Below are 21,556 nucleotides of genomic sequence, written 5' to 3' on the forward strand. Positions count from 1 at the left end.
GCGGAACGGGCCCTGCCGCCCGTCCCGGAACGAGTGATTCCTGGACTGGCGGGGCCCTGGCCGAGGGCGCGTGGGGGTAAGGGATCAGCTCACAGCGAGAAATCGGCTCACCGCGGGAGACGATCGGAAACCGGGCGAGTCAGCGGCTCGGGCCGCTCACAGACTCATGGAGACACCGGGCGCGTCCGGGCCGGCCAGGGCACCGGGGCCGCGCCGCGGGCGGCGGGTAAGCGAAGGCGAGACGCGCGCACACGCCACCCGGGCACAGCCGCGGGTGTTGACGCGGGTGAACACGCCGATGCCGGGACTGCCGCCCATCGGTGTGCTCCTTCCGTGCGCGCGTACGCGAAACGTCGCGTATGCGGATCTCCGCCGTATCCCCGCACCGTAGGGACCGGGTACGACCAGTCGCAACGCCTTTTTCCACCCTCGACTCCTCAAGACGCCGAACCGGCCACACGGTCCGAAGACCATGTGGCCGGTTGGCGGGTGCGCGACTGCGCGGTTGCGCGGGCGCCTGGAGCGGTCAGACCCTGGCGTGCCGGGGCCGGTCGTCCGCGTCCGGCCTCGCGGGGGCACCCACCAGGGAGGTCGGCCGCTGGGCCGGGGCGGGCTCGTCGTGGGCGAGGTCCGGGAGCCACCGCAGCCACTTCGGCAGGTACCAGTTGCGCTCGCCGAGCAGCAGCATCGCGGCCGGGAGGAGCACCCCCCGGATGACGGTGGCGTCGATGAGGACCGCGGCCGCCAGGCCCACGCCCATCTGCTTCATGGACTGCATCGACAGCGTGCCGAAGATGGAGAAGACCGCGACCATGATGACGGCGGCGCTGGTGACCACGCCCGCCGTGGTGACCACACCGTGCACCACCGCGTCCTTGGTGTTACGCCCGGCCAGGCGCGCCTCGCGGATCCGGGAGACCACGAAGACGTGGTAGTCCATGCTCAGCCCGAAAAGGATCACGAAGAGGAACAGTGGCAGCCACGAGACGATCGCGCCCACGCCCTCCGCGCCCACCAGCCCCGCGCCCCAGCCGTGCTGGAAGACCGCGGTGAGGATGCCGTACGCGGCGCCCACCGACAGCAGGTTGAGCACGATGGAGGTCACGGCGATGGTGAGCGACCGGAAGGACATCAGCATCAGCAGGAAGGCGAAGACCACCACGAAGGCGAAGACCGGGGGGACGGCCGAGCCGAGCTTGTCGTTGAAGTCCTTGGAGGATGCGGTCGAACCGCCGATGGGGGCGTCCACCCCGTCCACCGCGCCGAGCGTCGCCGGGCGCACCTCGTCCCGCAGCACATTCAGGCTCCGCTCGGCCTTGCCCTCGTCCGAGCCGCCGATCAGCGGGACCTCCACCACGGCCACGTTCTGCTTCCGGTGGACGGTCACCTCGACCGGGCCCTTGGAGGCGCCCTTCGCCACGGCCTCGGTACGGAACCGGGCGAGGGCGTCGCGTACCGGCGCCGCGTCGATGTCGTCCGCCTTCACCACGACCTTGGCCGGGTCGGACCCGCCCGGGAACGCCTCGTCGATGTGGTTGTACGCGGTCACGACCGGCAGCCGGTCGCCGAACTCCTGGTCCAGGGTGAGGTTCGCGGTGTTCATCCCCACGGCGGGGACGGCCAGCACGATCAGGGCGCCACTGGCGAGGGCCAGCGACAGCTTGGGGCGGCGCAGCACCGGGCCGAGCACGGTGCGCCAGACCCGGCTCTCGCTGCCACCGCGCCGCTTGGCGCGGGCCAGGAACGGCAACCGGCCCTTCTCCACCCGCTCACCGAGCAGCGAGAGCAGCGCGGGCAGCACCGTCACCGAGCCGACCATCGCCACCGCCACCACCATCAAGGTGGCGAGCCCCATCGCCTTGAACTCCGCGATCCCGGTGAAGAGCATGCCCGCCATCGCCACGATCACCGTGACACCGGAGACCAGGACGGCGCGGCCGGAGGTGGCCGCCGCGATCCGCAGCGCGGTCTGCGCGTCCCGTCCGGCGGCGCGCTCCTCACGCTCCCGGCGCAGGTAGAACAGGCAGTAGTCGACGCCGACGGCCAGCCCCACCAGCAGCATCACGGAGTTGGCGGTGTCGCTCATATGCACCCAGTGGCTGACCACCGCCACCAGACCGGTGGTGGCCAGGAACGCCGTCATGGCGAGCACGACCGGCAGCAGGGCGGCCACCAGCGCACCGAAGACGATCAGCAGAATGCCCAGGGCCACCGGCAGCGCGGAGAACTCGGCCTGGGTGAAGTCGTCGCCGAACGCGTCGTCGAACGCCTTCTGGCCGCTGGCGTCGCCGAACTCCTCGATCCGCAGGTCCTGGTGGCGGTCCTGCGCCTCGCCCACCGCGTCCAGGACCGGCTGGATGTGCTCCGACGCCTTCTCCGGGTCGCCGCGCATCTCGAACTGCACCAGGGCGGAGCGCCGGTCGGCGGAGATGGTCTTCGTCTCGTACGGGGAGCGGAGGGCGGTCACCTGGCCGGTGTCGCGTACGCCGGCGACCACCGCGTCGACCGCCTTGTGGAAGGCCGGGTCGTTCGCGGTGAGCCCGCCGCCCTTCGCCTGGATCAGGACGGTTTCCCCGGCTGCGGCGTCAATGCCCGCCTCGTCGAGAATCGTCGAGACGCGCCCGGACTCGCCGGGAACCTGCTCGCTGTCCGTCACATCCACCCGGCCCGTCATCGAGCCGACGGCCAGGGCGAGGATGACCAGCAGCACCCAGCCCCCGACCGCCGCCCATCGGTGACGGGCGCTCCAACTGCCCGCGCGGGCGGCTATCCCGCGCGGCCTCTCCAAGCGGCCTGTGTCCGCCACGACATCCCCTTATGCCCTGGTGGCGGACGGTCCCCGCCACTCGTGGACGACGCTAGGCCGCGGCGGCGGGCCGACCCATCCTGCTGACCGGTGAACCCTCCGGTGGTTCCCTCCATCCGAGGAAGGGGGGACAGCCCTACCTTCCCGATCCAAGCCCCTCACACATAAAGGGCGTTGACGTTGCGATTGACGCGCGCACGTTGCCTATGTCACACATCGCCGGGGATCTTGAATTGCCCCGTACTCATCGGTCATGGTCGTGTCAGAACCGGAGTGGCCCCAACACACTCCGGCTCTTTCGCACTTACGGGATCCGACACCGCGATCCCGGTGCGGATCACCCCCCACAACCGCACGAGGAGGAACCCTCGTCATGGCAGTTCACAAGCAGCGCAACGCGCGTCGACTCGGCCTCGCCGTAGCCGCCGCGACCGCCGTCACCGCCGGTGTCTTCGTGGCCGTTCCGGCCGGGGCCGCCACCGCGAAGCCCGCAGAGGGCACCGTCTACGGCACCCAGTCGAAGAGCGCCGTGGACGGCAGCTACATCGTCATGCTCAAGGGCGGCAAGGCCGTCAAGGCCGCCGCCGAGGGCAAGGACCTCGCCGAGAGTTACGGCGGCAAGCTGAGCCGCACCTACGACTCCGCCATCAACGGCTTCTCGGCCAGCGGGCTGAGCGACACCGAGGCCAAGCGGCTGGCCGCCGACCCGTCGGTCGCCAAGGTGGTCCAGAACCACCGCTACACGATCAAGGGCACTCAGGAGAACCCGCCGTCGTGGGGCCTGGACCGGATCGACCAGGAAGACACCCAGGGCGACAAGGCGTACAACTACCCGGACAGCGCGGGTGAGGGCGTCACCGCCTACGTCATCGACACCGGTGTCCGCACCAGCCACAAGGACTTCGGGGGCCGGGCCACGTCCGGCTTCGACGCGGTCGACAACGACGACAGCGCCGACGACGGCAACGGCCACGGCACCCACGTGGCCGGCACCATCGCCGGAGCCGAGCACGGCGTCGCCAAGAAGGCCAAGGTCGTCGCGGTGCGCGTCCTGGACGACCAGGGCTCGGGCACCACCGAGCAGGTCGTCGCGGGCATCGACTGGGTCACCGAGCACCACCAGGGCCCGTCCGTCGCCAACATGAGCCTGGGCGGCACCCCCGACGAGGCCCTCGACGCCGCCGTGCAGAAGGCCATCGACTCCGGTGTCACCTTCGCCGTGGCGGCGGGCAACGAGTCCTCGGACGCCAGCCAGAGCTCTCCCGCCCGGGTGAAGGACGCGATCACGGTCGCCTCCAGCACCGACCAGGACGAGCAGTCCGACTTCTCCAACTACGGCTCGATCGTCGACATCTACGCCCCCGGCTCGGACATCACCTCCGACTGGAACACCGACGACGGCGCGACCAACACCATCTCCGGTACGTCGATGGCCACCCCGCACGTCGTGGGCGCCGCCGCCGTCTACCTCAGCGGCCACCAGGACGCCAAGCCGGCCGACGTGGCGAAGGCGCTGACGGACGGCGCGACCGCCGACAAGATCTCCAACCCGGGCGACGGCACGCCGAACAAGCTGCTGAAGGTCGTTGAGTAAGCCCAAGTAGGGCTCAGCAGGGCTCGTGCAGGTGAAGTGATCAGCCCCAGGGGCGCAGCCGGGCAGCCGGTTGCGCCCCTGGGGCCGTGCTGGACGCGGTTCGTGTCTGGCTTCCACCGAGGTGGCCGAGGTGACCGGTGTGTCAGGACCCGGCGTCAGCCTTCCAACTCGCGGCGCACGGCATCGAGATCCAGCTCGACGGTGAACTCTCCGGCGACGTCGACGGAAGCCTTGCCCGTGATGGTGGCAGCCTCGCGGTAGGTGTCCCCGTCCAGTGCGTGCACCACCACGCACAGATCCGGTTCCATCTCGACCCGCCAATAGGCGGGCACCTTCGCCTGGGCGTAGAGGGCGGGCTTGAGGATGCGGTCGGCCGCTCGGCTGAACGGCGAGACGATCTCTCCGAACAGCAGCATGGCCTCGAGCGGCGCAGCCAGCGTGTGGCGCGAGACGACAGCCCGGTCGACAACGGCAATGTCGGGGATGAACAGCCTTGAATCGTTTGCCACCATCACCGCCCCTGCGGTCAGAAAGCGCGCGCCGGAGCGAGTTGAGCCGGCGTCGATCCGGCCGCGGAGCGCGGAAGACACGATTTGGTGGGCCAAGCCGGGGGCGGGGGATATGAAGAGAACACCGTCCACAAGCTCGTAACGAGCCCGCGCTGGGTGCGCCGGAAGCGCGAGGACGTCCTCGACCGTCCAGGGGCCCACGTGATCGTCGATTCGCGTCTTGGTGACGCTCATGGCTGTGACTCCCGGTCTTTCTCGGCTCAGCGTGCCATCCGGCACGGCCGATCCCCGAGACTTCCAGCCCGAACCGTGGGCTCGCGGTCGAAAGCATGAGCATCACCCACAGGGGTGAGTCGAACACCGACCGGTGACGGCCCGGTCCCGCTACGGCAGTACCTGGACCGTGTCGCCCACCGCGCGTTCGCCCGTCGCGTCGGAGGTGATGTTGGCGAGCTTGCCGTTCACCGCCATGGCGGTGGAGCCGCCGCCGTCCAGGTTGAGGGCCTGGACGGCGCCCTGGGAGTGCATGAAGTGGGCGGCCTCCTCGAGGGTGAAGCCCTCGCTCACACCAGGCTGCCGACCGTCCACCGTGGCCAGGATCAGCCGCCCCTTCTTGTCGAGCCCGGCCATCGTGCGGGGCTGCCGCACATTCGACCAGGCGTAGCCGAAGGAGCGGTTCTTCGGGTCGAGGGTGCCCTCGGTGGCGGCGTCGACGGCGATACGGCCGTCCTTCACCAGAGTGGGGGCGGCGCTGACGATGCTGTCGTCGGAGTCGAGCCGGACCCGGCGGCCGGAGGTGTCCCGGACGACCTCCTCCAGCGCGATCCGCTCGCCCCGCCGGGCGTGGGCCGTCAGCCAGTCGGACGCGGCGCCGATGCCCTGGAGCACGGAGCCCCCGGCCGGGACCGTGCCGCCGCGCGGGCCGGTGGAGACCACCCGGCCGTCGGCGTCGAGCACGACCTGGGTGCCGGGCCCGGTGGGCAGTTCGGCGCGGAACCCGGGGGTGAACTTCACCAGGTCGTCGGCCTTGGAACAGGTCAGATCCTGCCGGGGCAGCTCGGTCGGAGTGGCCCCGGGGCGGCCGCAGTTGCGCACCTTGCCGGGCACCCGGTTGATGCCCTGCACCGCATACGTGGACGACCCAGCCCGCGCGGTGACCGTGCTGGTCAGATTGGCGATACGGGCGTGCCGGCCGCCGTCCGCGAGGACCAGCGCGGCCCGCGAACCGGCGGCCATCGACTCCAGCTCCCCGTCGTACGCGGAGATTCCGGCCATCGTGCCCTGGACGCCATCGGCGTCGGAGGTGACGAAGAAGCCACCGTTGACGGCGATCAGGGAGTGGCGCTTCGCGGCGACGGACGAGGTCGTCTCGCGGTCCGCCACGCTGCTGTCATGGGTGGCCGCAACGGTGCCGGTGAACCGGGCCGGGTCGATCACCGCCACATGGACGCTCTCCTGGTCGGCGGGCTGCTGCGCGTCGTAGCCGGTCCACTCCGCCCCCGCCGTGAACCCGGCCGCGGCGACCTTCTCGCGCGTGCCCTGCGCCTCGCCGGAGGCCGCGTACGAGCCCACCCGCACCCGCCACCCCATGGTGCCGTGCGGTGTATCGGCGTAGGCGGGCCACACCACGCGCTCGACCCGGGGCTCGAACCCGGCGTCGCGAAGCCGCCCCGCCGTGGCGTCCGCCCAGGACCGGTCGCCCAGTGGCGCGGAGCCGGGCGCCTGCACGGTGACCGTCCAGACCGGCTTGGCGTCCGCGTCCTGAAGAACCCCGGCCCGCACCCGCACCCCCGGGGCCACCGTCTCCGTCGTCCAGGATCCGGCGTCCGGCGCCGCCGGCGCCGGGGGTTGGATGACCGCGACCACGACGGCGGCCCCCAGTGCGGCCCCCATCCGGAGGCCGAGGCGACGGCGGGCGGTGCTCTCTTCGTTGCGCATGAGCGGAAGTCCAGCGCCGCCCGTGGGCCGCGCCGACACACAAGGTGGGCGGCCCGCGGAACGTACGGTGAACGGCGGGGGGAACGGCCGGGCGAACGGTCGGGGGGAAGCGGCGGCGACGGCCGTGTCGGAGGGTGCTGATAGAACATGGCGCACCAACTGTCGGACACGGAGCCTCGGGAGCCTCCCCTTGTCGTATGTGCAACACGCCCAGAATTTCCACGGGTTACCGGTGCTGACCGTTCCGCCGTATACCCCCGCCACGCTGCTGCCCGACGCCGCCTCCGTCGCCTGGCGGCTCGAGACCGGGCCGTACTCGACCGACGAGAACCCTGAGGACTACTGGGACCGTTTCACCGGCACGGTGGAGCTGGAGAAGGTGCGGGCGCTGGTCATCGGCCATGGCGTGGACTACCTGCCGCACCAGGCGTTCATCGACCTGAGCTCCCGGCTGACCGGTCTCGAGGCGCTCTTCCTCAGCGACATCGAGGGCGACCAGGAGATGATCTCCAGCATCTACCAGCCCGATCTCGCACCGCTCCTGGAAGCGTTCCCCGGTCTGCGCGAGCTGGTCGTCCGCGGAGGGGAGGGGCTGGACTTCCCCGTGACGGGGCACGCGGGGCTGCGGGCGCTGCGGATCGAGTCCGGTGGGCTGCCTCCCGAGGCGGCGGAGAACATCGCCGCCGCCGACCTGCCCTCGCTGGAGCGGCTGGAGCTGTGGCTGGGAGACGAGGATTACGGGGGCGGCACCACCGTCGAGCAGCTCGCTCCGCTCCTCGCGGGCGAGCGCAAACCCGCTCTGCGCCACCTGGGGCTGCAGAACAGCCCCATCCAGGACGAGATGGCCGCCGCGCTGGCTTCCGCACCGGTTGTGCCGCGGCTCACCTCGCTGAGCCTGTCCATGGGTACGCTCTCCGACGCGGGCGCGGAGGCGCTGCTGCACGGGCAGCCGCTCACCCACCTCCATGAACTCGACCTCTCGCACCACTTCCTCAGCGACGCCATGATGCTGCGGATATGGACCGCGCTGGAGCCCGCGGGGGTCCGGGTGAACCTGTACGGGAGGCAAGAGGAGGAGGACGACGGCTGGGGGGACGCCGACGAGGAGCACGAGGGAAGCGGCCGTTATATCGCGGTGGCCGAATGACCCACCGGCCCGATCCTCGCCGTACCCGCCCTCCCGTCCGCACCGCTCCCGAAAGGCCCACCATGGCGAACAGCACTGAACCCCAGGACCCGGAGGACCGCCGGATCACCCGTCTGCGCGTCGGACGTGACGGCTCCTACGTCAAGCCCGACCGGCGGGTGCCCTACGGGCATGTCCTGTACGCCGCAGCCACGTTGGGGCGCAGCCCCGCCGCCATCGTCTCGCGGCTGACCGAACTCGGCTATGACGACATCGAGCTTCCCGCCACCCCGCTGCCCCTCACGGTGGACCCGGGGGACGCCCTGCTGCTCAAGGCGGATACGTCCAACCTCTCCTGGCTCGAGGTGGGCAAGCCCGTGTCGCTGCGGAATCTGCTCGCCTCGGCGGGGCGGCAGGGCCGGAGCCCCGCCGAGGCCGCACGGCGGCTGACCGCCTTTGGCTGCCCGGCCCCGGCCGACCATCCGCTGCCCGAAACCCCGGACACCCGGGACATCGTGCTGATCCGCACCGAGCCCGGAGGCGAGGGCGACTGGCTGGACTGGGGCGCGGAGGCGTCGAGCCGGCATGTGCTCCAGGTGGCCGGGACACTGCGGTGCAACCCGCACACCGTCGCCACGCGCCTCATCGCGCTCGGCATCCGGCTGCCGTACGTCCCCGAGCCCGGGGACGAGCGCCTCCTCCAGGACCCCCGTGAGCCGCTCCTCGTCCTCGCGCAGGAGACCGGCCGCCGCCCGGCGGACATCGTGTCCCGCTTGGCGGAGCTGGGCCGCTCCCGCCCGAACGACGCGCCGGACACCCGGGAGCCGGATGACCTGCGCATCCTCAGCGAGGAACTCGACGGCCGCGCCCCCTGGCTGGAGCGGAACAACGTCGTGGGGGTGCGGCTGTGGCACATCCTGCGCGCGGCGCTCGCCACGGGACGCAGCCCCGCGGACATCGCCAAGAGGCTGAACGCACTGGGGCATTGGCTGCACGAGAACGCGAAGCTGCCCGCCGTCGCGGACGTGGCGGACATCCGGCTCCTGGAGACGGTCGACCGTTCGTTCCTGGACGGCGTCCACCTGGAACACGTGCTGCGCAGCGCGAGCCTGACCGGACGAAGCCCGGCGGACGTCGCCTCGCGCCTGGCCGCCCTGGGCTATCGGCTGCCCGATGAGGTGGACTACCCGGAGGTGTGCGGCATGCTGCGCCGGTGATGTGCTGACACCACCTCGTGGCTACCGCCCGAGGTGGTCGAGCGCCCCCGCCTTGATGGCGCGTATGAACGTTCCGAGTCGGCCCGGTGTGGTGGTGAGGATGTCGGCGGGGGTGTCGCTTTCGCGAATCCGTATCCCACCGCCCGCCGCGGCGACTTCAACGCAGTCGTTGGTCTCACCAGGCCCGGAGAACGACGACTTCCGCCATGGCGCCGGATTTTCCATGGTCCTGCCCTTCACAATTGCCGCATGATGGTGTGGATGAAGTCCTGAGACTTTTCCGCCGACAGGGAGAACGTCAGGGCCTTGTCGAGGAATGCGCGATACCGCGCGAGCTGTGACTCCGCATCCAGCAGGATAGGGCCGTGCGGCACATCGATATGTACGGTGTCCAGCCTCGGCACCGAGCCGTATGCGTACAGCACGGGGGTCCCGGCGCCGCCGAACCCGTCGACATCGAACGGAACCACCCGGACGTTGACGCCGGGGCGCTCGCCCTGTTCCAGTATGAAGGCGAGTTGTTGGCGTGCGACGTCCCGGTTGGCGACGAGTGTCCGCAGGGCGGCTTCATGAATGACTGCTTCATATGCGGGAGGCGATCCATTGTCGAGCACCTCCCGCCGTCGCATACGGAAGGCGACCAGCGCCTCCAACTGGCGTGGTGACGGCTGGGGAACCCCGTACGCCATAAGAGCACGCGTGTAGTTGTCCACCTGGAGAAGCCCAGGGATGTAGACACCCTGGAAGGTGCGCAAACGGCGACATCGATGCTCCAGTTCGGCGAGATCCAGGGCTGCGTGCGCGAGGGTCCCCCGGTACTCCTCCCACCACCCCTTGCCGCGTTCCGCGGCCATGGCGACCAACTCGTCGATCAGTGCGCCGTCGAGACAGGCGTAATGCGTCGCCATTCCGCGCAGCCGTTCCTCGCTGACGCCCGCCCGTCCCGCCTCCACATGGCTCATCTGGGCCGAGGTTGTTCCGACCCGTTCGGCCGCTTCTCGGGCGGTCAAGCCCGCCGCTTCACGCATCTTGCGCAGTTCGGTTCCCAGCCGCTCCTGGCGTGCCGTGGGCCGACTCCTCACTGCCATGCCCGTTGCCTCCGACTTCTCGATAACCCGACAGACGTTCGCCCTGTAGCTCCATCGGCCCCCAATGCCCGCCACAAAGTTGTGGCGGGCACAACTTTGTGGCGTACTTTACGTGACGCGCTTATCACGTAGCGATGAGCGGCAGCCGAAGCCTACTGCCCCTCCACGCCCCTGCCTGCGGCGAAGAACGGTGTGGTCGAACGGCGGTACCGACACCTCCCGGAGGCCCACATGCAGACACCACACTCCCCAGAACTCTTCGACAAGGAACTCTGCGACCTCGTCCTCGCCATCGCGCCCAGAATCTTCGCCGTCGTCCACGAGTGCGAGGTGCGGCCTGGCCTGAAAGATGGGTGCGTCGTGGCGTGGGGAATCGCCTTCGGTGAGGGTCCCGTCCATGTGATCACGGCCGACGGCACCGGACAGATGGTCCTCAACTCGCCGGAGCGCGCTCTTCGATGGTTCATGCGCGGCGCTGGTGAGGACGGCGTGACGGCAAGGCTGGCGTGGCTCAGCCGGGCCGGGAGCGCGGTGCTCGACCATGACGAGGCCGCTTGAGCGCCTCAGGGAGATCTCAGGCGCTGAGCAGCACCCGGCCCGCCCCGCGCGCCTCGTCGTAGCGGCACAGCAGGAGGCGGGCCAGTTCCGGGGCGGGGCCCAGGACAGGGGCCAGGAGGTCGGCGCCTGCCGCCTGCGCGCCGTGGGCGATGCGGTCGGGGAGGCGGCCGGGGGCGATGACGTAGGGGGCCACGGCCACCCGGGCGACGCCGTCCGCGCGCAGGGCGCGGACGGCGTCCTCGGTGCGGGGAAGAGAGGCGGAGGCGAACGCGGGTCGCACGGCGCACCATCCGGTGTGCCGCCACTCCCGCGCGATTTCAGCGATCACCGCGATCGCCTCCGGGTCGGTGGAGCCCGCCGAGGCCAGGACGATCCCGGTCGAGGGGCGGTCGGCGGAGCGCAGTCCCGCCTCGTGCAGACGGCGTTCCAGGGCGTCCATGAGCAGCGGGGACGGGCCCAGGACCTCGGCCTGGCGGACGGACAGGCGGGGGTGGCGGGCCGTGGCCTCGCGCAGCACCGCCGGGATGTCGGTCTTCGCGTGGAAGGCGCGGGTCAGCAGCAGCGGGAGGGCGATCACCTCGGTGGCGTCCTCCGCGGCGAGCCGGGCCAGCACCTGCGGTACGCGCGGGGCGTTGAACTCCAGGAACGCCGCCTCCACCCGCAGCCCCGGCCGCTGCGACCGCACCCGCGCGCGCAGCGCGTCGACGGTCGCCGCATGGCGGGGGTCGCGGCTGCCGTGGGCGATGATCAGCAGGGTCGGGGCAGACATGGTGGCTTTCCGTTCCGTGGCTTTCCGTTCGGCGGTTTTGCGGTCAGTGCTTCGCGGTCAGTGCTTCGCGGTCGGTGCTCTCTGGTCAGCGGGCGCTCGCCAGCAGGCCGCGGCTGCGCAGCACCCGGCGCTCGATCGGGGCGAAGATCAGCAGCTCGATGGCGATGCCGACGAGGAGGATCATGAGGATGCCGAGGAGCACCCCCGCCATATCGGAGTTGTTGCGCTGGTTCTCCAGGTACTGGCCGAGCCCCAGGCCCAGGTCCGGGGACTTGGCGATGATCTCGGCGGCCATCAGCGAGCGCCAGGAGAAGGCCCAGCCCTGCTTGAGCCCGGCGACGTAGCCCGGCAGCGCGGCGGGCAGCAGGATGTGCCGGGCGCTGACCAGACCGCGGGCGCCGAGGGTGCGTCCGGCCCGCAGGAAGAGCGGGGGCACCTGGTCGATGCCGGCCACCAGCCCGTTGGCGATGGAGGGGACCGCGCCCAGCAGGATGACGGTGTACATCATCTGGTCGTTCAGGCCCAGCCAGATCACCGCGGGCGGCACCCAGGCGACCGAGGGCAGCGACTGCAGCCCGGACAGGATCGGGCCGAGAGCGGCGCGGATGAACTTCACCCGGGCGACGATCAGCCCCAGCGGGGTCGCGATCACCAGCGCGATGAGGAAGCCGAACAGACCGCGCGAGACGCTGGTCCAGACGATGTCGAACAGCTCGCCCTGCAGCCAGAGCCGGCGCAGCGCGTCCCAGACCAGTCCCGGGTCGGGCAGCTTGTAGTCGTCGGTGACCTTCGCGACGACGAGCACCTTCCACAGGGCCAGGACGACGGCCACGGCCACGATGGGCGGCAGCACCTTCTGGACCAGCACCTCGACCGGTGAGACGCGCTTGATCTGCACGGCGTCCAGGGCGTCCAGACCGGCCTCCAGGCCCGCCAGGTCCTGGGCGTTGCCCGTACTCGTCTTCGCCGTGGACTTCGCCACGGACTTCTCCATGGACTGCCCGCCGCCGCTGCCGCCGTCGGCTTCGTCGACCGCGGTGCCGCGGGTGGTCTTAACTCTGGCCATGGCGGCGGATCTCCCCACGCAGTTCTTCGGTGATCTCAACGGACAGGTCGGCGACGGATGCGTCCTCGATGCGGCGCGGCTGCGGAATGTCCACCGTCCACTCGCGGACGACCCGCCCCGGCCGGGAGGACAGCAGCACCACGCGCTCGGCCAGCCGCACGGCCTCGCGGACGTTGTGGGTCACGAACAGCACCGAGACGCCGGTCTCGCTCCAGATCCGGGTCAGCTCCTCGTGCAGCACATCGCGGGTGATGGCGTCGAGCGCGGCGAACGGCTCGTCCATCAGCAGCACGCTGGAGTCCTGCGCCAGCGCACGGGCCAGCGCCACGCGCTGCCGCATACCGCCGGAGAGCTCGTGCACCCGCTTGCCGTAGGCGCCGCCGAGCCGCACCAGCTCCAGCAGCCGCTCGGCCTGCGGCCTGCGCTCCGCGCGCGGCACCCCGCGCAGCCGCAGCGCCAGCTCGATGTTCTTCCCCGCGGTCAGCCACGGGAACAGGGCGTGCTCCTGGAACATCAGGGCGGGCCGGCCGCCGAGGACCTCGATGGCCCCCGCGGATGTCTTGTCCAAGCCGGCGATCAGATTGAGCAGGGTCGACTTACCGCAGCCGGAAGCGCCCAGAATGCAGACGAACTCCCCGGGCCGCACCTGAAGGTTGATGTCCTCGAGTACGGCCTGGGCCGCTCCGGGACGGCCGAAGGACTTGTGGACGTGGGCGATCGATACGGATCCGGCGGTGTCGGCGGGGCCGGGTGAGCCCGCCGCCGCGGTGCCCGCCCGGTCGTCCTTCTCGGTGGTCAGCGCCGGGGACATCCGGTCACCTCCTGATGGATGGGTGCATGCGTACGTGCGTACCGTGCGTACGGGGACGGACGGGCGGCTACTTGACGCCGAGACCCGCGTCGGAGACGGTCGGCTTGCCCTCGGCCTTGAGGACCTTGTTCAGGGGGGCCAGGTCGTAGATGCCCTTGAGGTCGGGCTTCTCCAGAAGACCCGCCTGGACCGCGTGGTCCGCCTCGGTGTGCAGCGTCGAGGCCAGGGGGTCGTCGATGGCCTGGATGGACTTCCACGCCGGGTCGATCACCTCGGCGGGCAGCGGTTTGCCGGTCTCTTCCTTGAGCGCCGCGTTGGCCGCGTTCTTCGCCTGCTCGGGGTTGGCCTTGATGAAGGCGTTGGTCCTCACCGAGCCGCGCAGCACGGCCTCGACGACCTTCGGGTGCTCCTTGAGGAACTCCTGCCGGACGATCACATTCGTGATCACGAACTTCTTGTCCGGCCACAGCGAGGACTCGTCCAGCAGCACCTTGCCGCCGTCGGCGACCAGCTTGGACGCGGTCGGCTCGGGCACCCACGCGCCGTCGACGGCACCGGACTTGTACGCGTCGGGGGTGACCTTGTTGTCGGAGCGGACCACCGACACATCGCCCTTGCCGCTCTGGGCGTCGACGTTCCAGCCCTTGCTCGCGGCCCAGTTGAGGAAGGCCACGTCCTGGGTGTTGCCGAGCTGCGGGGTGGCGATCTTCTTGCCCTTGACGTCGTCGAGCGTCTTGATCTTCTTCGGGTTGACCACCAGCTTGACGCCGCCGGAGACCGACCCGGAGATGATCCTGAGGTTGGAGCCGTGCGACTTCACATAGCCGTTGATGGCCGGCGAGGGGCCGATCCAGCCGATGTCGATGGAGCCCGCGTTGAGCGCCTCGATCTCGGACGGACCGGCGTTGAAGACGAACGGCGACACCTTCGTGCCGTGCAGCTCCTGCTGGATCTGGCCGCCCTTGCGCAGGCCGACCAGCGCGGTGGCGTGGGTGAGGTTGGCGAAGTAGCCGACCTTCACCTTGTCCAGACCGTCGATCTTCTCACCGCCGGCCGCGGGAAGGGCCGAGGAGCCCTGGTCGCCGGTCTTCTTCTGCGAGCCGTAGCCGCAGGCGCCCAGCGCGCCCATCAGCAGGGGAAGGACGGCCGCCGCCGCCAGGATCCGGGTGTGGCGGGCGGGCTTGGCTGGTCGCGGGGGGAGCAGGCGCTCGGCAGACGACACGGAGGTGTTCCTCTCGACGGGCCGGGGCTGCGTCAGAGGACGCCCGGCAGATCAGACGGTTTTCGGCGGCGGTGCTGGACAGGGGCGGACTGCGGCGTCAGCGCGCACATCGTCCGACCCCGCCCTGACCGCTGCCGAGCGCCCCGCTGCCTACGCGGCCGCCCTCCTTGGCGAACGTCGAGAACACCTCACCGGCCATCGTCAGACGCCCATCCCTCGTCGTCCCGCGCCGCCTCGGCGCCGTCGGCCGACGCCGCGAAGGAGTCGCCCGCCATCCCGGCGGTCAGCGTGGTGCCGTCGGCCGGGTCGATCAGCAGGAAGGAACCGGTCCGCCGCGAGTCCTCGTACGCGTCCAGCGCCAGCGGCTCGGACGTACGGAGCACGACCCGGCCGATGTCATTGGCGGCCAGCTCACCCGGCGCCGGGTGGTGCGACAGATCGGCCAGCGTCAGCCGCGACGGAATGTCCTTGATGATCGCCTTCATCGTGCGGGTGGTGTGCTTGAGCAGCACCCGGTCGCCCACCCGCAGCGGACGGTCGTGCAGATGGCAGACGGTGGCCTCGACGTCCTGGGTGGTCTCCGGGGCGTGGTCGCTCGGCGCGATCAGATCCCCGCGCGAGATGTCCAGGTCGTCGGCGAGCGTGACGGTCACCGACTGCGGCGCCCACGCCACGTCCACCATCGCGCCCAGCGCGTCGATCCCGGTGACGGTGCTCGTCCGGCCGGACGGCAGCACGGTGACGGCGTCGCCGACACGCAGCACACCGGAGGCGATCTGGCCCGCGTAGCCGCGGTAGTCGGGGTGCTCGGTGGTCTGCGGACGGATCACGTACTGCACCGGGAAACGCGCCGGGTCCTGGGACGGATCGGTGCCCACCGGCACGGTCTCCAGGTGCTCCAGCACGGTCGGGCCGCCGTACCAGTCCATGTTCGCCGACGGGGTCACCACATTGTCCCCGGCGAGCGCCGAGATCGGGATGGCCGTGATCTCCGGGACGCCCAGCGAGGCCGCGTAGGTCGTGAACTCCGCGGCGATGGCCGCGAAGACCGGCTCCGCGTAGTCCACCAGGTCCATCTTGTTGACGGCGAGGACCACATGCGGGACCCGCAGCAGGGCGGCGACCGCGGCATGCCGCCGGGTCTGCTCCACCACGCCGTTGCGCGCGTCCACCAGGACGACCGCGAGCTCGGCGGTGGAGGCGCCGGTGACCATGTTGCGGGTGTACTGCACATGGCCGGGGGTGTCGGCGAGGATGAACCGCCGCTTGGGAGTGGCGAAGTAGCGGTAGGCGACATCGATGGTGATGCCCTGCTCCCGCTCCGCGCGCAGCCCGTCCGTCAGCAGCGCCAGGTCCGGCGCCTCCTGGCCACGGCTGCGCGAGGCGTGCGCCACGGCCTCGAGCTGATCGGCCAGTACCGACTTGGAGTCGTGCAGCAGCCGCCCGACCAGGGTGGACTTGCCGTCGTCCACCGAACCCGCGGTGGCGAACCGCAGTTGCGAGGTGGCCGCGGACCGTTCCACGGCGGCCGCGGCGGCCTGCTCCTCGGACGTCAGATTGCTCGTCATCTTAGAAGTACCCCTCGCGCTTGCGGTCCTCCATCGCGGCCTCCGACAGCTTGTCGTCGGCGCGGGTCGCACCCCGCTCGGTCAGCCGGGAGGCGGCTATCTCATCGATGACCTGCTCAATGGTCACCGCGTCCGATTCGACGGCACCGGTGCAGGACATGTCGCCCACGGTGCGGTAGCGCACCATGCGCCGCTCCACGGTCTCGTCGTCCTTCGGACCGCCCCACTCACCGGGCGCCAGCCACATGCCACCGCGCCGGAAGACCTCGCGCTCATGTGCGTAGTAGATCTGCGGCAGGTCGATCTTCTCGCGGGCGATGTACTGCCACACGTCCAGCTCGGTCCAGTTGGAGAGCGGGAAGACCCGGACATGCTCACCGGGGGAGTGGCGGCCGTTGTAGAGCTGCCACAGCTCCGGGCGCTGCCGCCGCGGGTCCCAGCCGCCGAACTCGTCCCGGAGGGAGAACACCCGCTCCTTGGCGCGGGCCTTCTCCTCGTCCCGGCGTCCACCGCCGAAGACCGCGTCGAAGCGGTTCTTCTCGATGGTGTCCAGCAGCGGGACGGTCTGCAGCGGATTACGGGTCCCGTCCGGGCGCTCGCGCAGCCGGCCGTCGTCGATGAACTCCTGGACCGAGGCCACATGCAGCCGCAGGCCGTGCCGGTCGACCGTGTTGTCCCGGTACTCGATGACCTCGGGGAAGTTGTGGCCGGTGTCCACGTGCAGCAGTGAGAACGGCACCGCCGCCGGGGCGAACGCCTTGAGCGCGAGATGGAGCATGACGATGGAGTCCTTGCCACCGGAGAACAGGATCACCGGCCGCTCGAACTCACCCGCCACCTCACGGAAGATGTGCACCGCCTCGGACTCCAGCGCGTCCAAGTGCGCGAGCGCGTACAGGCCCGCGCCCTCTTCCGCGTCGATCGCCGTCACGGTCGTCATGCCGCGCCCCTTTCGTTCGCTCGGCTGCGGTAGTAGCTTCCCGTCATATCGGCGGATTCCTCGCCGTGGGCAGGGCCCCCGGGTGCGGGGAGCGCCATGGCCCGCGATGCGATGGCCGCGCGTGCGTGGCTCACAGCAGTCCCCGTTCACTCAACAGCAACCGCACCTCGGCCGCCGACTCCTGCACGCTGTTCCTGTGGGTTTCGATGCGCAGATCCGGGTCGGCAGGGGCCTCGTAGGGGTCGTCCACACCGGTCAGTCCCGAGATCTCGCCCGCGGCCTGCTTCGCGTACAGCCCCTTCACATCCCGCTCCGAGCACACCTCCACCGACGTGGCGACATGCACCTCCAGATACGGGGTGCCCTCGCGCTGGTGGCGCTTGCGCACCGCCTCGCGGCTGTCCACGTACGGCGCGATGACCGGCACCAGCACCGTGACGCCGTGGGAGGCGAGCAGCTCGGCGACGAAGCCGATGCGCTGGACGTTGGTGTGCCGGTCCTCGCGGGAGAAACCGAGCCCCGAGGAGAGGAACTCGCGGATCTCGTCACCGTCGAGCACCTCCACCCGGCGGCCCTCGCCACGCAGCCGCTCGGCCAGCGCATAGGCGATCGTGGTCTTTCCCGCGCTCGGCAGACCGGTCAGCCACACCGTGGCACCGGTGGTCGTGGGGGCGCTCATCTCGTTCTCCTGGTCGACAGCCATCAGCCGTGCAGCCCGCATTCGGTTTTATTGCTCCCCGCCCAGCGGCCGGACCGGATGTCCTCGCCCTCCAGAACCCGGCGGGTGCAGGGCGCGCAGCCTACCGACGGATAGCCGTCCATCAGCAGGGGGTTGGTCAGCACACCGTGCTCGGCGATGTAGGCGTCGACATCCGCTTGGGTCCAGCGGGCGATCGGGGAGATCTTCACCTTACGGCGACGCGCGTCCCAGCCAACGACCGGGGTGTTGGCGCGGGTTGGCGATTCGTCCCGGCGCAATCCCGTGGCCCAGGCGTCATACTCCTCCAACCCCTCCTCGAGGGGCTGGACCTTGCGCAGCGCGCAGCACAGGTCGGGGTCGCGGTCATGCAGCCGGGGACCGTACTCGGCGTCCTGCTCGGCGACCGTCTGACGGGGGGTCAGGGTGATGACGTTGACATCCATCACCGCGGCCACCGCGTCACGGGTGCCGATGGTCTCCGGGAAGTGGTAGCCGGTGTCGAGGAAGACCACATCGACACCGGGGAAGGCGCGGGAGGCGAGATGTGCCACCACCGCGTCCTCCATCGAGGAGGTGACGCAGAAACGCGATCCGAAGGTGTCCGCCGCCCAGCGCAGGATCTCCAGCGCGGGGGCGTCCTCGAGGTCGTGGCCCGCCTTCTCGGCGAGCCCCTCGAGGTCGGTGTGCGCAAGCCGGGTCATATCGCCGTGTCCCCTTCATCGATCGGGTCGCGCCGCAGGCCCTTGGCCAGCAGCCCGAGGAACGACAGGCGGAACGCTCGATTGCAGGACGCGCATTCCCACGCGCCATGTCCCTCCTCCGAAGGACGCAGATCCTCGTCCCCGCAGTAAGGGCAGTAGAACGGCGCGGCACGCTCACTCACCGCGTGCCTCCCGCTCAGTCCCGGCGCGCTCCGATGCGCAGGCTTCCCTCGTCACTGCCCGCTCCTTCGTCGCTGCGCGGCTCCTCGGTCCAGCCTGCGCAGCGCGCCGGGACACGCTCATTTGAGAGCCTCCTCACTGGCCCGTGCCGCCCAGGTGGCGAAGCGCTCGCCGTCCTCGCGCTCCTCCTGGAAGCGCTGAAGCAGCCGCTCCACATAGTCCGGGAGCTCGGCGGCGGTGACCTTCAGCCCGCGCACCTTGCGGCCGAAGCCCGGCTCCAGGCCCAGGGCGCCGCCCAGGTGCACCTGGTAGCCCTCGACCTGCTCGCCGTTGTCGTCCATGACCAACTGGCCCTTGAGACCGATGTCCGCGACCTGGATACGGGCGCAGGCGTTCGGGCAGCCGTTGAGGTTGATGGTGATCGGCTCGTCGAACTCGGGCAGCCGGCGCTCCAGCTCATCGATGAGCGAGGAGCCACGCCCCTTGGTCTCGACGATCGCCAGCTTGCAGAACTCGATCCCGGTGCAGGCCATCGTGCCGCGCCGGAACGGGGACGGCTTGACCTGGAGGTCCAGCGCCTCCAGCCCCGCGACCAGCGACTCCACCTGGTCCTCGGTCACATCGAGCACGATCATCTTCTGCTCGACGGTGGTGGTCAGCCGCCCGGAGCCATGCGCCTCGGCCAGGTCGGCGATCTTGGTGAGGGTCGCCCCGTCCACCCGGCCGACGCGCGGCGCGAAGCCCACGTAGTAGCGGCCGTCCCGCTGGCGGTGGACGCCGATGTGGTCGCGCCACCGCTGGACGGGCTCCTCGGGCGCCGGTCCGTCGGACAGCGGGCGCTTCAGGTACTCGTCCTCCAGCACCTGGCGGAACTTCTCGGGGCCCCAGTCGGCGACCAGGAACTTCAGCCGGGCGCGGGTGCGCAGCCGCCGGTAGCCGTAGTCGCGGAAGATCGAGACGACCCCGGCCCAGACCTCCGGGACGTCCTCCAGCGGCACCCAGGCGCCGAGCCGGACGCCGATCTTGGGGTTGGTGGAGAGGCCGCCGCCGACCCACAGGTCGAAACCGGGGCCGTGCTCGGGGTGGCGCACCCCGACGAACGCGACGTCGTTGATCTCGTGCACCACATCGAGCACCGGGGACCCGGAGATCGCGGTCTTGAACTTGCGCGGCAGGTTGGAGAACTCCTTGCTGCCGATGTAGCGACGGTGGATCTCGTCGATGGCGGAGGTGCCGTCGATGATCTCGTCCTCGGCGATCCCGGCGACCGGCGAGCCGACGATCACGCGCGGGGTGTCGCCGCACGCCTCGGTGGTGGACAGCCCGACGGCTTCCAGGCGCTTCCAGATCTCGGGCACGTCCTCGATCCGGATCCAGTGGTACTGGACGTTCTGCCGGTCGGTGATGTCCGCGGTGCCGCGCGCGAACTCCTCCGAGATCTCGCCGACGACCCGGAGCTGCTCGGTGGTCAGCCGGCCGCCGTCGATCCGGACGCGCATCATGAAGTGCTCGTCGTCCAGCTCCTCCGGCTCCAGGATCGCGGTCTTGCCGCCGTCGATCCCGGGCTTGCGCTGGGTGTACAGACCCCACCAGCGCATCCGGCCGCGCAGATCGGCGCCGTCGATGGAGTCGAATCCCTGATGGGCGTAGATCGTCTCAATGCGTGTCCGCACATTGAGACCGTCGTCGTCCTTCTTGGTCTGCTCATTGCCGTTGAGGGGGGTGAAGTGCCCCGCGGCCCACTGGCCTTCGCCGCGGTGGCGTCCGGCCTTGCGGCGGGGCGTTGCGCTTGCGCGTTCCGGGGTGGCAGCCATGGCGGTGTGTGTCCTTCTGAGCGACTCTGGTGCGGCGGGGTGGTACATCGGCGCGCACCGTCTGACCTGCGCGTGCGGAGGCGGGCAGGGTGTACGGCGGTGGCCGGTGCGAGATGCGGCGGGGAGGTGTCGAGGCGTGCGTGCTCGCCCACGTCGTCGGGGGCGGCGAGGGGTGCGGGGGATGCGGTGGTGCTGCCCGGGGCTTCAGAGCCCTGTGAGGTGCGGGTCAGCCCGCCGGACAAATGGCGCTGGACATGCGGCCGAGGTCGACGTGGCGTCGACTCACCAAGGCAATTCCAGCTCGAGACATGATGGAAGCGTCGCATGGTGGTCTCTGGCGAGTCCACCTTTATCCACTATGCGGACGAATCTGTCTCGCATCGCAAGACGTTGTGGTGTTGGTCACTCCTCGTCCGCGGTCTTGACGTCGAAGACCCGAAAGCCCCGGCGCCGGTAGTTGTCCAGCGCGTACGGTCCGTCCTTGCTGCAGGTGTGCAGCCACACCCGCTTGGTCGGCACCCGGTCCGGCCAGCGCTCCGCCATGTCCCAGGCGCGGGAGGTCCCCCAGGTCAGCAGATGCCCACCGATCCGGCGGCCCCGGAAGGCGGGCAGCAGACCGAAGTACACGATCTCCACCACGCCCTCGTCCTGGCCCTCCAGCTCGATGTACCCGGCCGGGGTCCCGCGCTCGTACGCCACCCACGTCTCCACACCGGGCCGGTACAGATGCTCCTCCCACGCCTCGCGCGACCACAGCAGCCGGTCGGTCCACGACACGTCCGAGCCCACCGAGGTGAAGAGGAAGTGGCCGAACTCCGGGCTCGGCACCTCGGCCCGGGCGATCCGCACCCCCGCCGTGGCGGGCGGCTCCTCCGCCGGGCTGAGATCCGAGGGCGTGGTCTGCTCCAGGTGCCAGGTGGTCACGGTGATGCTCATCTGGACAGATAAC

General features: G+C 70.4%; 22 protein-coding genes. 4 read left to right on the forward strand and 18 right to left on the reverse strand.

What is annotated here, in order from left to right:
• Window positions 1–156: 156 nt before the first annotated feature.
• Together STRVI_RS52560 and STRVI_RS10345 are read right to left on the reverse strand one after the other, a co-directional pair.
• Window positions 157–318 carry a hypothetical protein gene (locus tag STRVI_RS52560; protein WP_014055587.1) on the reverse strand — a complete coding sequence of 54 codons (162 nt, stop codon included), beginning with the start codon at window positions 316–318 and terminating at the stop codon, window positions 157–159.
• Window positions 319–526: 208 nt separating this feature from the next.
• Window positions 527–2,806, reverse strand: coding sequence for an MMPL family transporter (locus STRVI_RS10345; RefSeq protein WP_014055588.1), 2,280 nt, complete (start codon window positions 2,804–2,806; stop codon window positions 527–529).
• A 373-nt stretch (window positions 2,807–3,179) separates the two neighbouring features.
• Between STRVI_RS10345 and STRVI_RS10350 the strand changes: the two genes are divergently transcribed.
• A complete protein-coding gene (locus STRVI_RS10350) occupies window positions 3,180–4,400 on the forward strand; it encodes a S8 family peptidase (protein ID WP_014055589.1) in 1,221 nt (406 codons plus the stop codon).
• A 155-nt stretch (window positions 4,401–4,555) separates the two neighbouring features.
• Here the strand turns inward: STRVI_RS10350 and STRVI_RS10355 are convergent, their stop codons facing one another.
• Window positions 4,556–5,143: a Uma2 family endonuclease gene (locus tag STRVI_RS10355; protein ID WP_014055590.1), complete on the reverse strand. Its 588-nt coding sequence runs from the start codon at window positions 5,141–5,143 to the stop codon at window positions 4,556–4,558.
• A gap of 150 nt (window positions 5,144–5,293) precedes the next feature.
• Complete coding sequence (locus STRVI_RS10360; protein ID WP_014055591.1) at window positions 5,294–6,847, reverse strand: phosphodiester glycosidase family protein; 1,554 nt, start codon at window positions 6,845–6,847, stop codon at window positions 5,294–5,296.
• A 199-nt stretch (window positions 6,848–7,046) separates the two neighbouring features.
• Here STRVI_RS10360 and STRVI_RS10365 point away from each other — a divergent pair, with 199 nt between their 5' ends.
• Window positions 7,047–7,994: an STM4015 family protein gene (locus tag STRVI_RS10365; protein WP_251982879.1), complete on the forward strand. Its 948-nt coding sequence runs from the start codon at window positions 7,047–7,049 to the stop codon at window positions 7,992–7,994.
• Window positions 7,995–8,056: 62 nt separating this feature from the next.
• Window positions 8,057–9,190: a wHTH domain-containing protein gene (locus tag STRVI_RS10370; protein WP_014055593.1), complete on the forward strand. Its 1,134-nt coding sequence runs from the start codon at window positions 8,057–8,059 to the stop codon at window positions 9,188–9,190.
• Between the two features lie 21 nt (window positions 9,191–9,211).
• Here STRVI_RS10370 and STRVI_RS47645 read toward each other — a convergent pair whose 3' ends face one another.
• Both STRVI_RS47645 and STRVI_RS10375 read right to left on the reverse strand, forming a co-directional pair.
• The gene (locus STRVI_RS47645) at window positions 9,212–9,415 is read right to left on the reverse strand and encodes a DUF397 domain-containing protein (protein ID WP_014055594.1); all 204 of its coding nucleotides are present in this window, start codon (window positions 9,413–9,415) and stop codon (window positions 9,212–9,214) included.
• A gap of 11 nt (window positions 9,416–9,426) precedes the next feature.
• Window positions 9,427–10,278: a helix-turn-helix domain-containing protein gene (locus STRVI_RS10375; RefSeq protein WP_014055595.1), complete on the reverse strand. Its 852-nt coding sequence runs from the start codon at window positions 10,276–10,278 to the stop codon at window positions 9,427–9,429.
• A 231-nt stretch (window positions 10,279–10,509) separates the two neighbouring features.
• On the opposite strand from STRVI_RS10375, the gene STRVI_RS10380 reads away from it, so the two are divergent.
• Window positions 10,510–10,836, forward strand: a complete 327-nt coding sequence (locus tag STRVI_RS10380; RefSeq protein WP_014055596.1) for a hypothetical protein — start codon at window positions 10,510–10,512, stop codon at window positions 10,834–10,836.
• Window positions 10,837–10,852: 16 nt separating this feature from the next.
• Here the strand turns inward: STRVI_RS10380 and STRVI_RS10385 are convergent, their stop codons facing one another.
• From STRVI_RS10385 to STRVI_RS10430, 12 genes are all read right to left on the reverse strand, one after another.
• Window positions 10,853–11,605, reverse strand: coding sequence for a sirohydrochlorin chelatase (locus STRVI_RS10385; protein ID WP_014055597.1), 753 nt, complete (start codon window positions 11,603–11,605; stop codon window positions 10,853–10,855).
• A gap of 85 nt (window positions 11,606–11,690) precedes the next feature.
• Window positions 11,691–12,599: an ABC transporter permease gene (locus tag STRVI_RS10390; RefSeq protein ID WP_043238374.1), complete on the reverse strand. Its 909-nt coding sequence runs from the start codon at window positions 12,597–12,599 to the stop codon at window positions 11,691–11,693.
• Between the two features lie 58 nt (window positions 12,600–12,657).
• Window positions 12,658–13,482: an ABC transporter ATP-binding protein gene (locus tag STRVI_RS10395; protein ID WP_014055599.1), complete on the reverse strand. Its 825-nt coding sequence runs from the start codon at window positions 13,480–13,482 to the stop codon at window positions 12,658–12,660.
• A gap of 67 nt (window positions 13,483–13,549) precedes the next feature.
• On the reverse strand, window positions 13,550–14,611 hold the full coding sequence (locus tag STRVI_RS10400; RefSeq protein WP_078505701.1) for an ABC transporter substrate-binding protein: 1,062 nt from the start codon (window positions 14,609–14,611) through the stop codon (window positions 13,550–13,552).
• Between the two features lie 281 nt (window positions 14,612–14,892).
• Window positions 14,893–16,272, reverse strand: coding sequence for a sulfate adenylyltransferase subunit 1 (locus STRVI_RS10405; protein ID WP_014055601.1), 1,380 nt, complete (start codon window positions 16,270–16,272; stop codon window positions 14,893–14,895).
• 1 nt (window position 16,273) lies between these two features.
• Entirely contained in the window at window positions 16,274–17,212 is a 939-nt protein-coding gene (cysD, locus tag STRVI_RS10410; RefSeq protein ID WP_014055602.1) for a sulfate adenylyltransferase subunit CysD, read from the reverse strand.
• Window positions 17,213–17,342: 130 nt separating this feature from the next.
• On the reverse strand, window positions 17,343–17,933 hold the full coding sequence (cysC, locus tag STRVI_RS10415) for an adenylyl-sulfate kinase (RefSeq protein WP_208522971.1): 591 nt from the start codon (window positions 17,931–17,933) through the stop codon (window positions 17,343–17,345).
• Complete coding sequence (locus STRVI_RS10420) at window positions 17,915–18,613, reverse strand: phosphoadenylyl-sulfate reductase (protein ID WP_014055604.1); 699 nt, start codon at window positions 18,611–18,613, stop codon at window positions 17,915–17,917. The genes cysC and STRVI_RS10420 overlap by 19 nt, the downstream gene beginning before the upstream one ends.
• The gene (locus STRVI_RS47650) at window positions 18,610–18,795 is read right to left on the reverse strand and encodes a hypothetical protein (protein WP_014055605.1); all 186 of its coding nucleotides are present in this window, start codon (window positions 18,793–18,795) and stop codon (window positions 18,610–18,612) included. Before STRVI_RS47650 ends, STRVI_RS10420 begins: the two co-directional genes overlap by 4 nt.
• Before the next feature lie 117 nt (window positions 18,796–18,912).
• A complete protein-coding gene (locus STRVI_RS10425; protein WP_014055606.1) occupies window positions 18,913–20,607 on the reverse strand; it encodes a nitrite/sulfite reductase in 1,695 nt (564 codons plus the stop codon).
• Between the two features lie 226 nt (window positions 20,608–20,833).
• Window positions 20,834–20,917: a putative leader peptide gene (locus tag STRVI_RS55900; protein WP_309471194.1), complete on the reverse strand. Its 84-nt coding sequence runs from the start codon at window positions 20,915–20,917 to the stop codon at window positions 20,834–20,836.
• 92 nt (window positions 20,918–21,009) lie between these two features.
• Complete coding sequence (locus STRVI_RS10430) at window positions 21,010–21,543, reverse strand: GNAT family N-acetyltransferase (RefSeq protein ID WP_014055607.1); 534 nt, start codon at window positions 21,541–21,543, stop codon at window positions 21,010–21,012.
• Between the last annotated feature and the right edge of the window lie 13 nt (window positions 21,544–21,556).

The organism is Streptomyces violaceusniger Tu 4113 (assembly GCF_000147815.2).
GTDB lineage: Bacteria > Actinomycetota > Actinomycetes > Streptomycetales > Streptomycetaceae > Streptomyces > Streptomyces violaceusniger_A.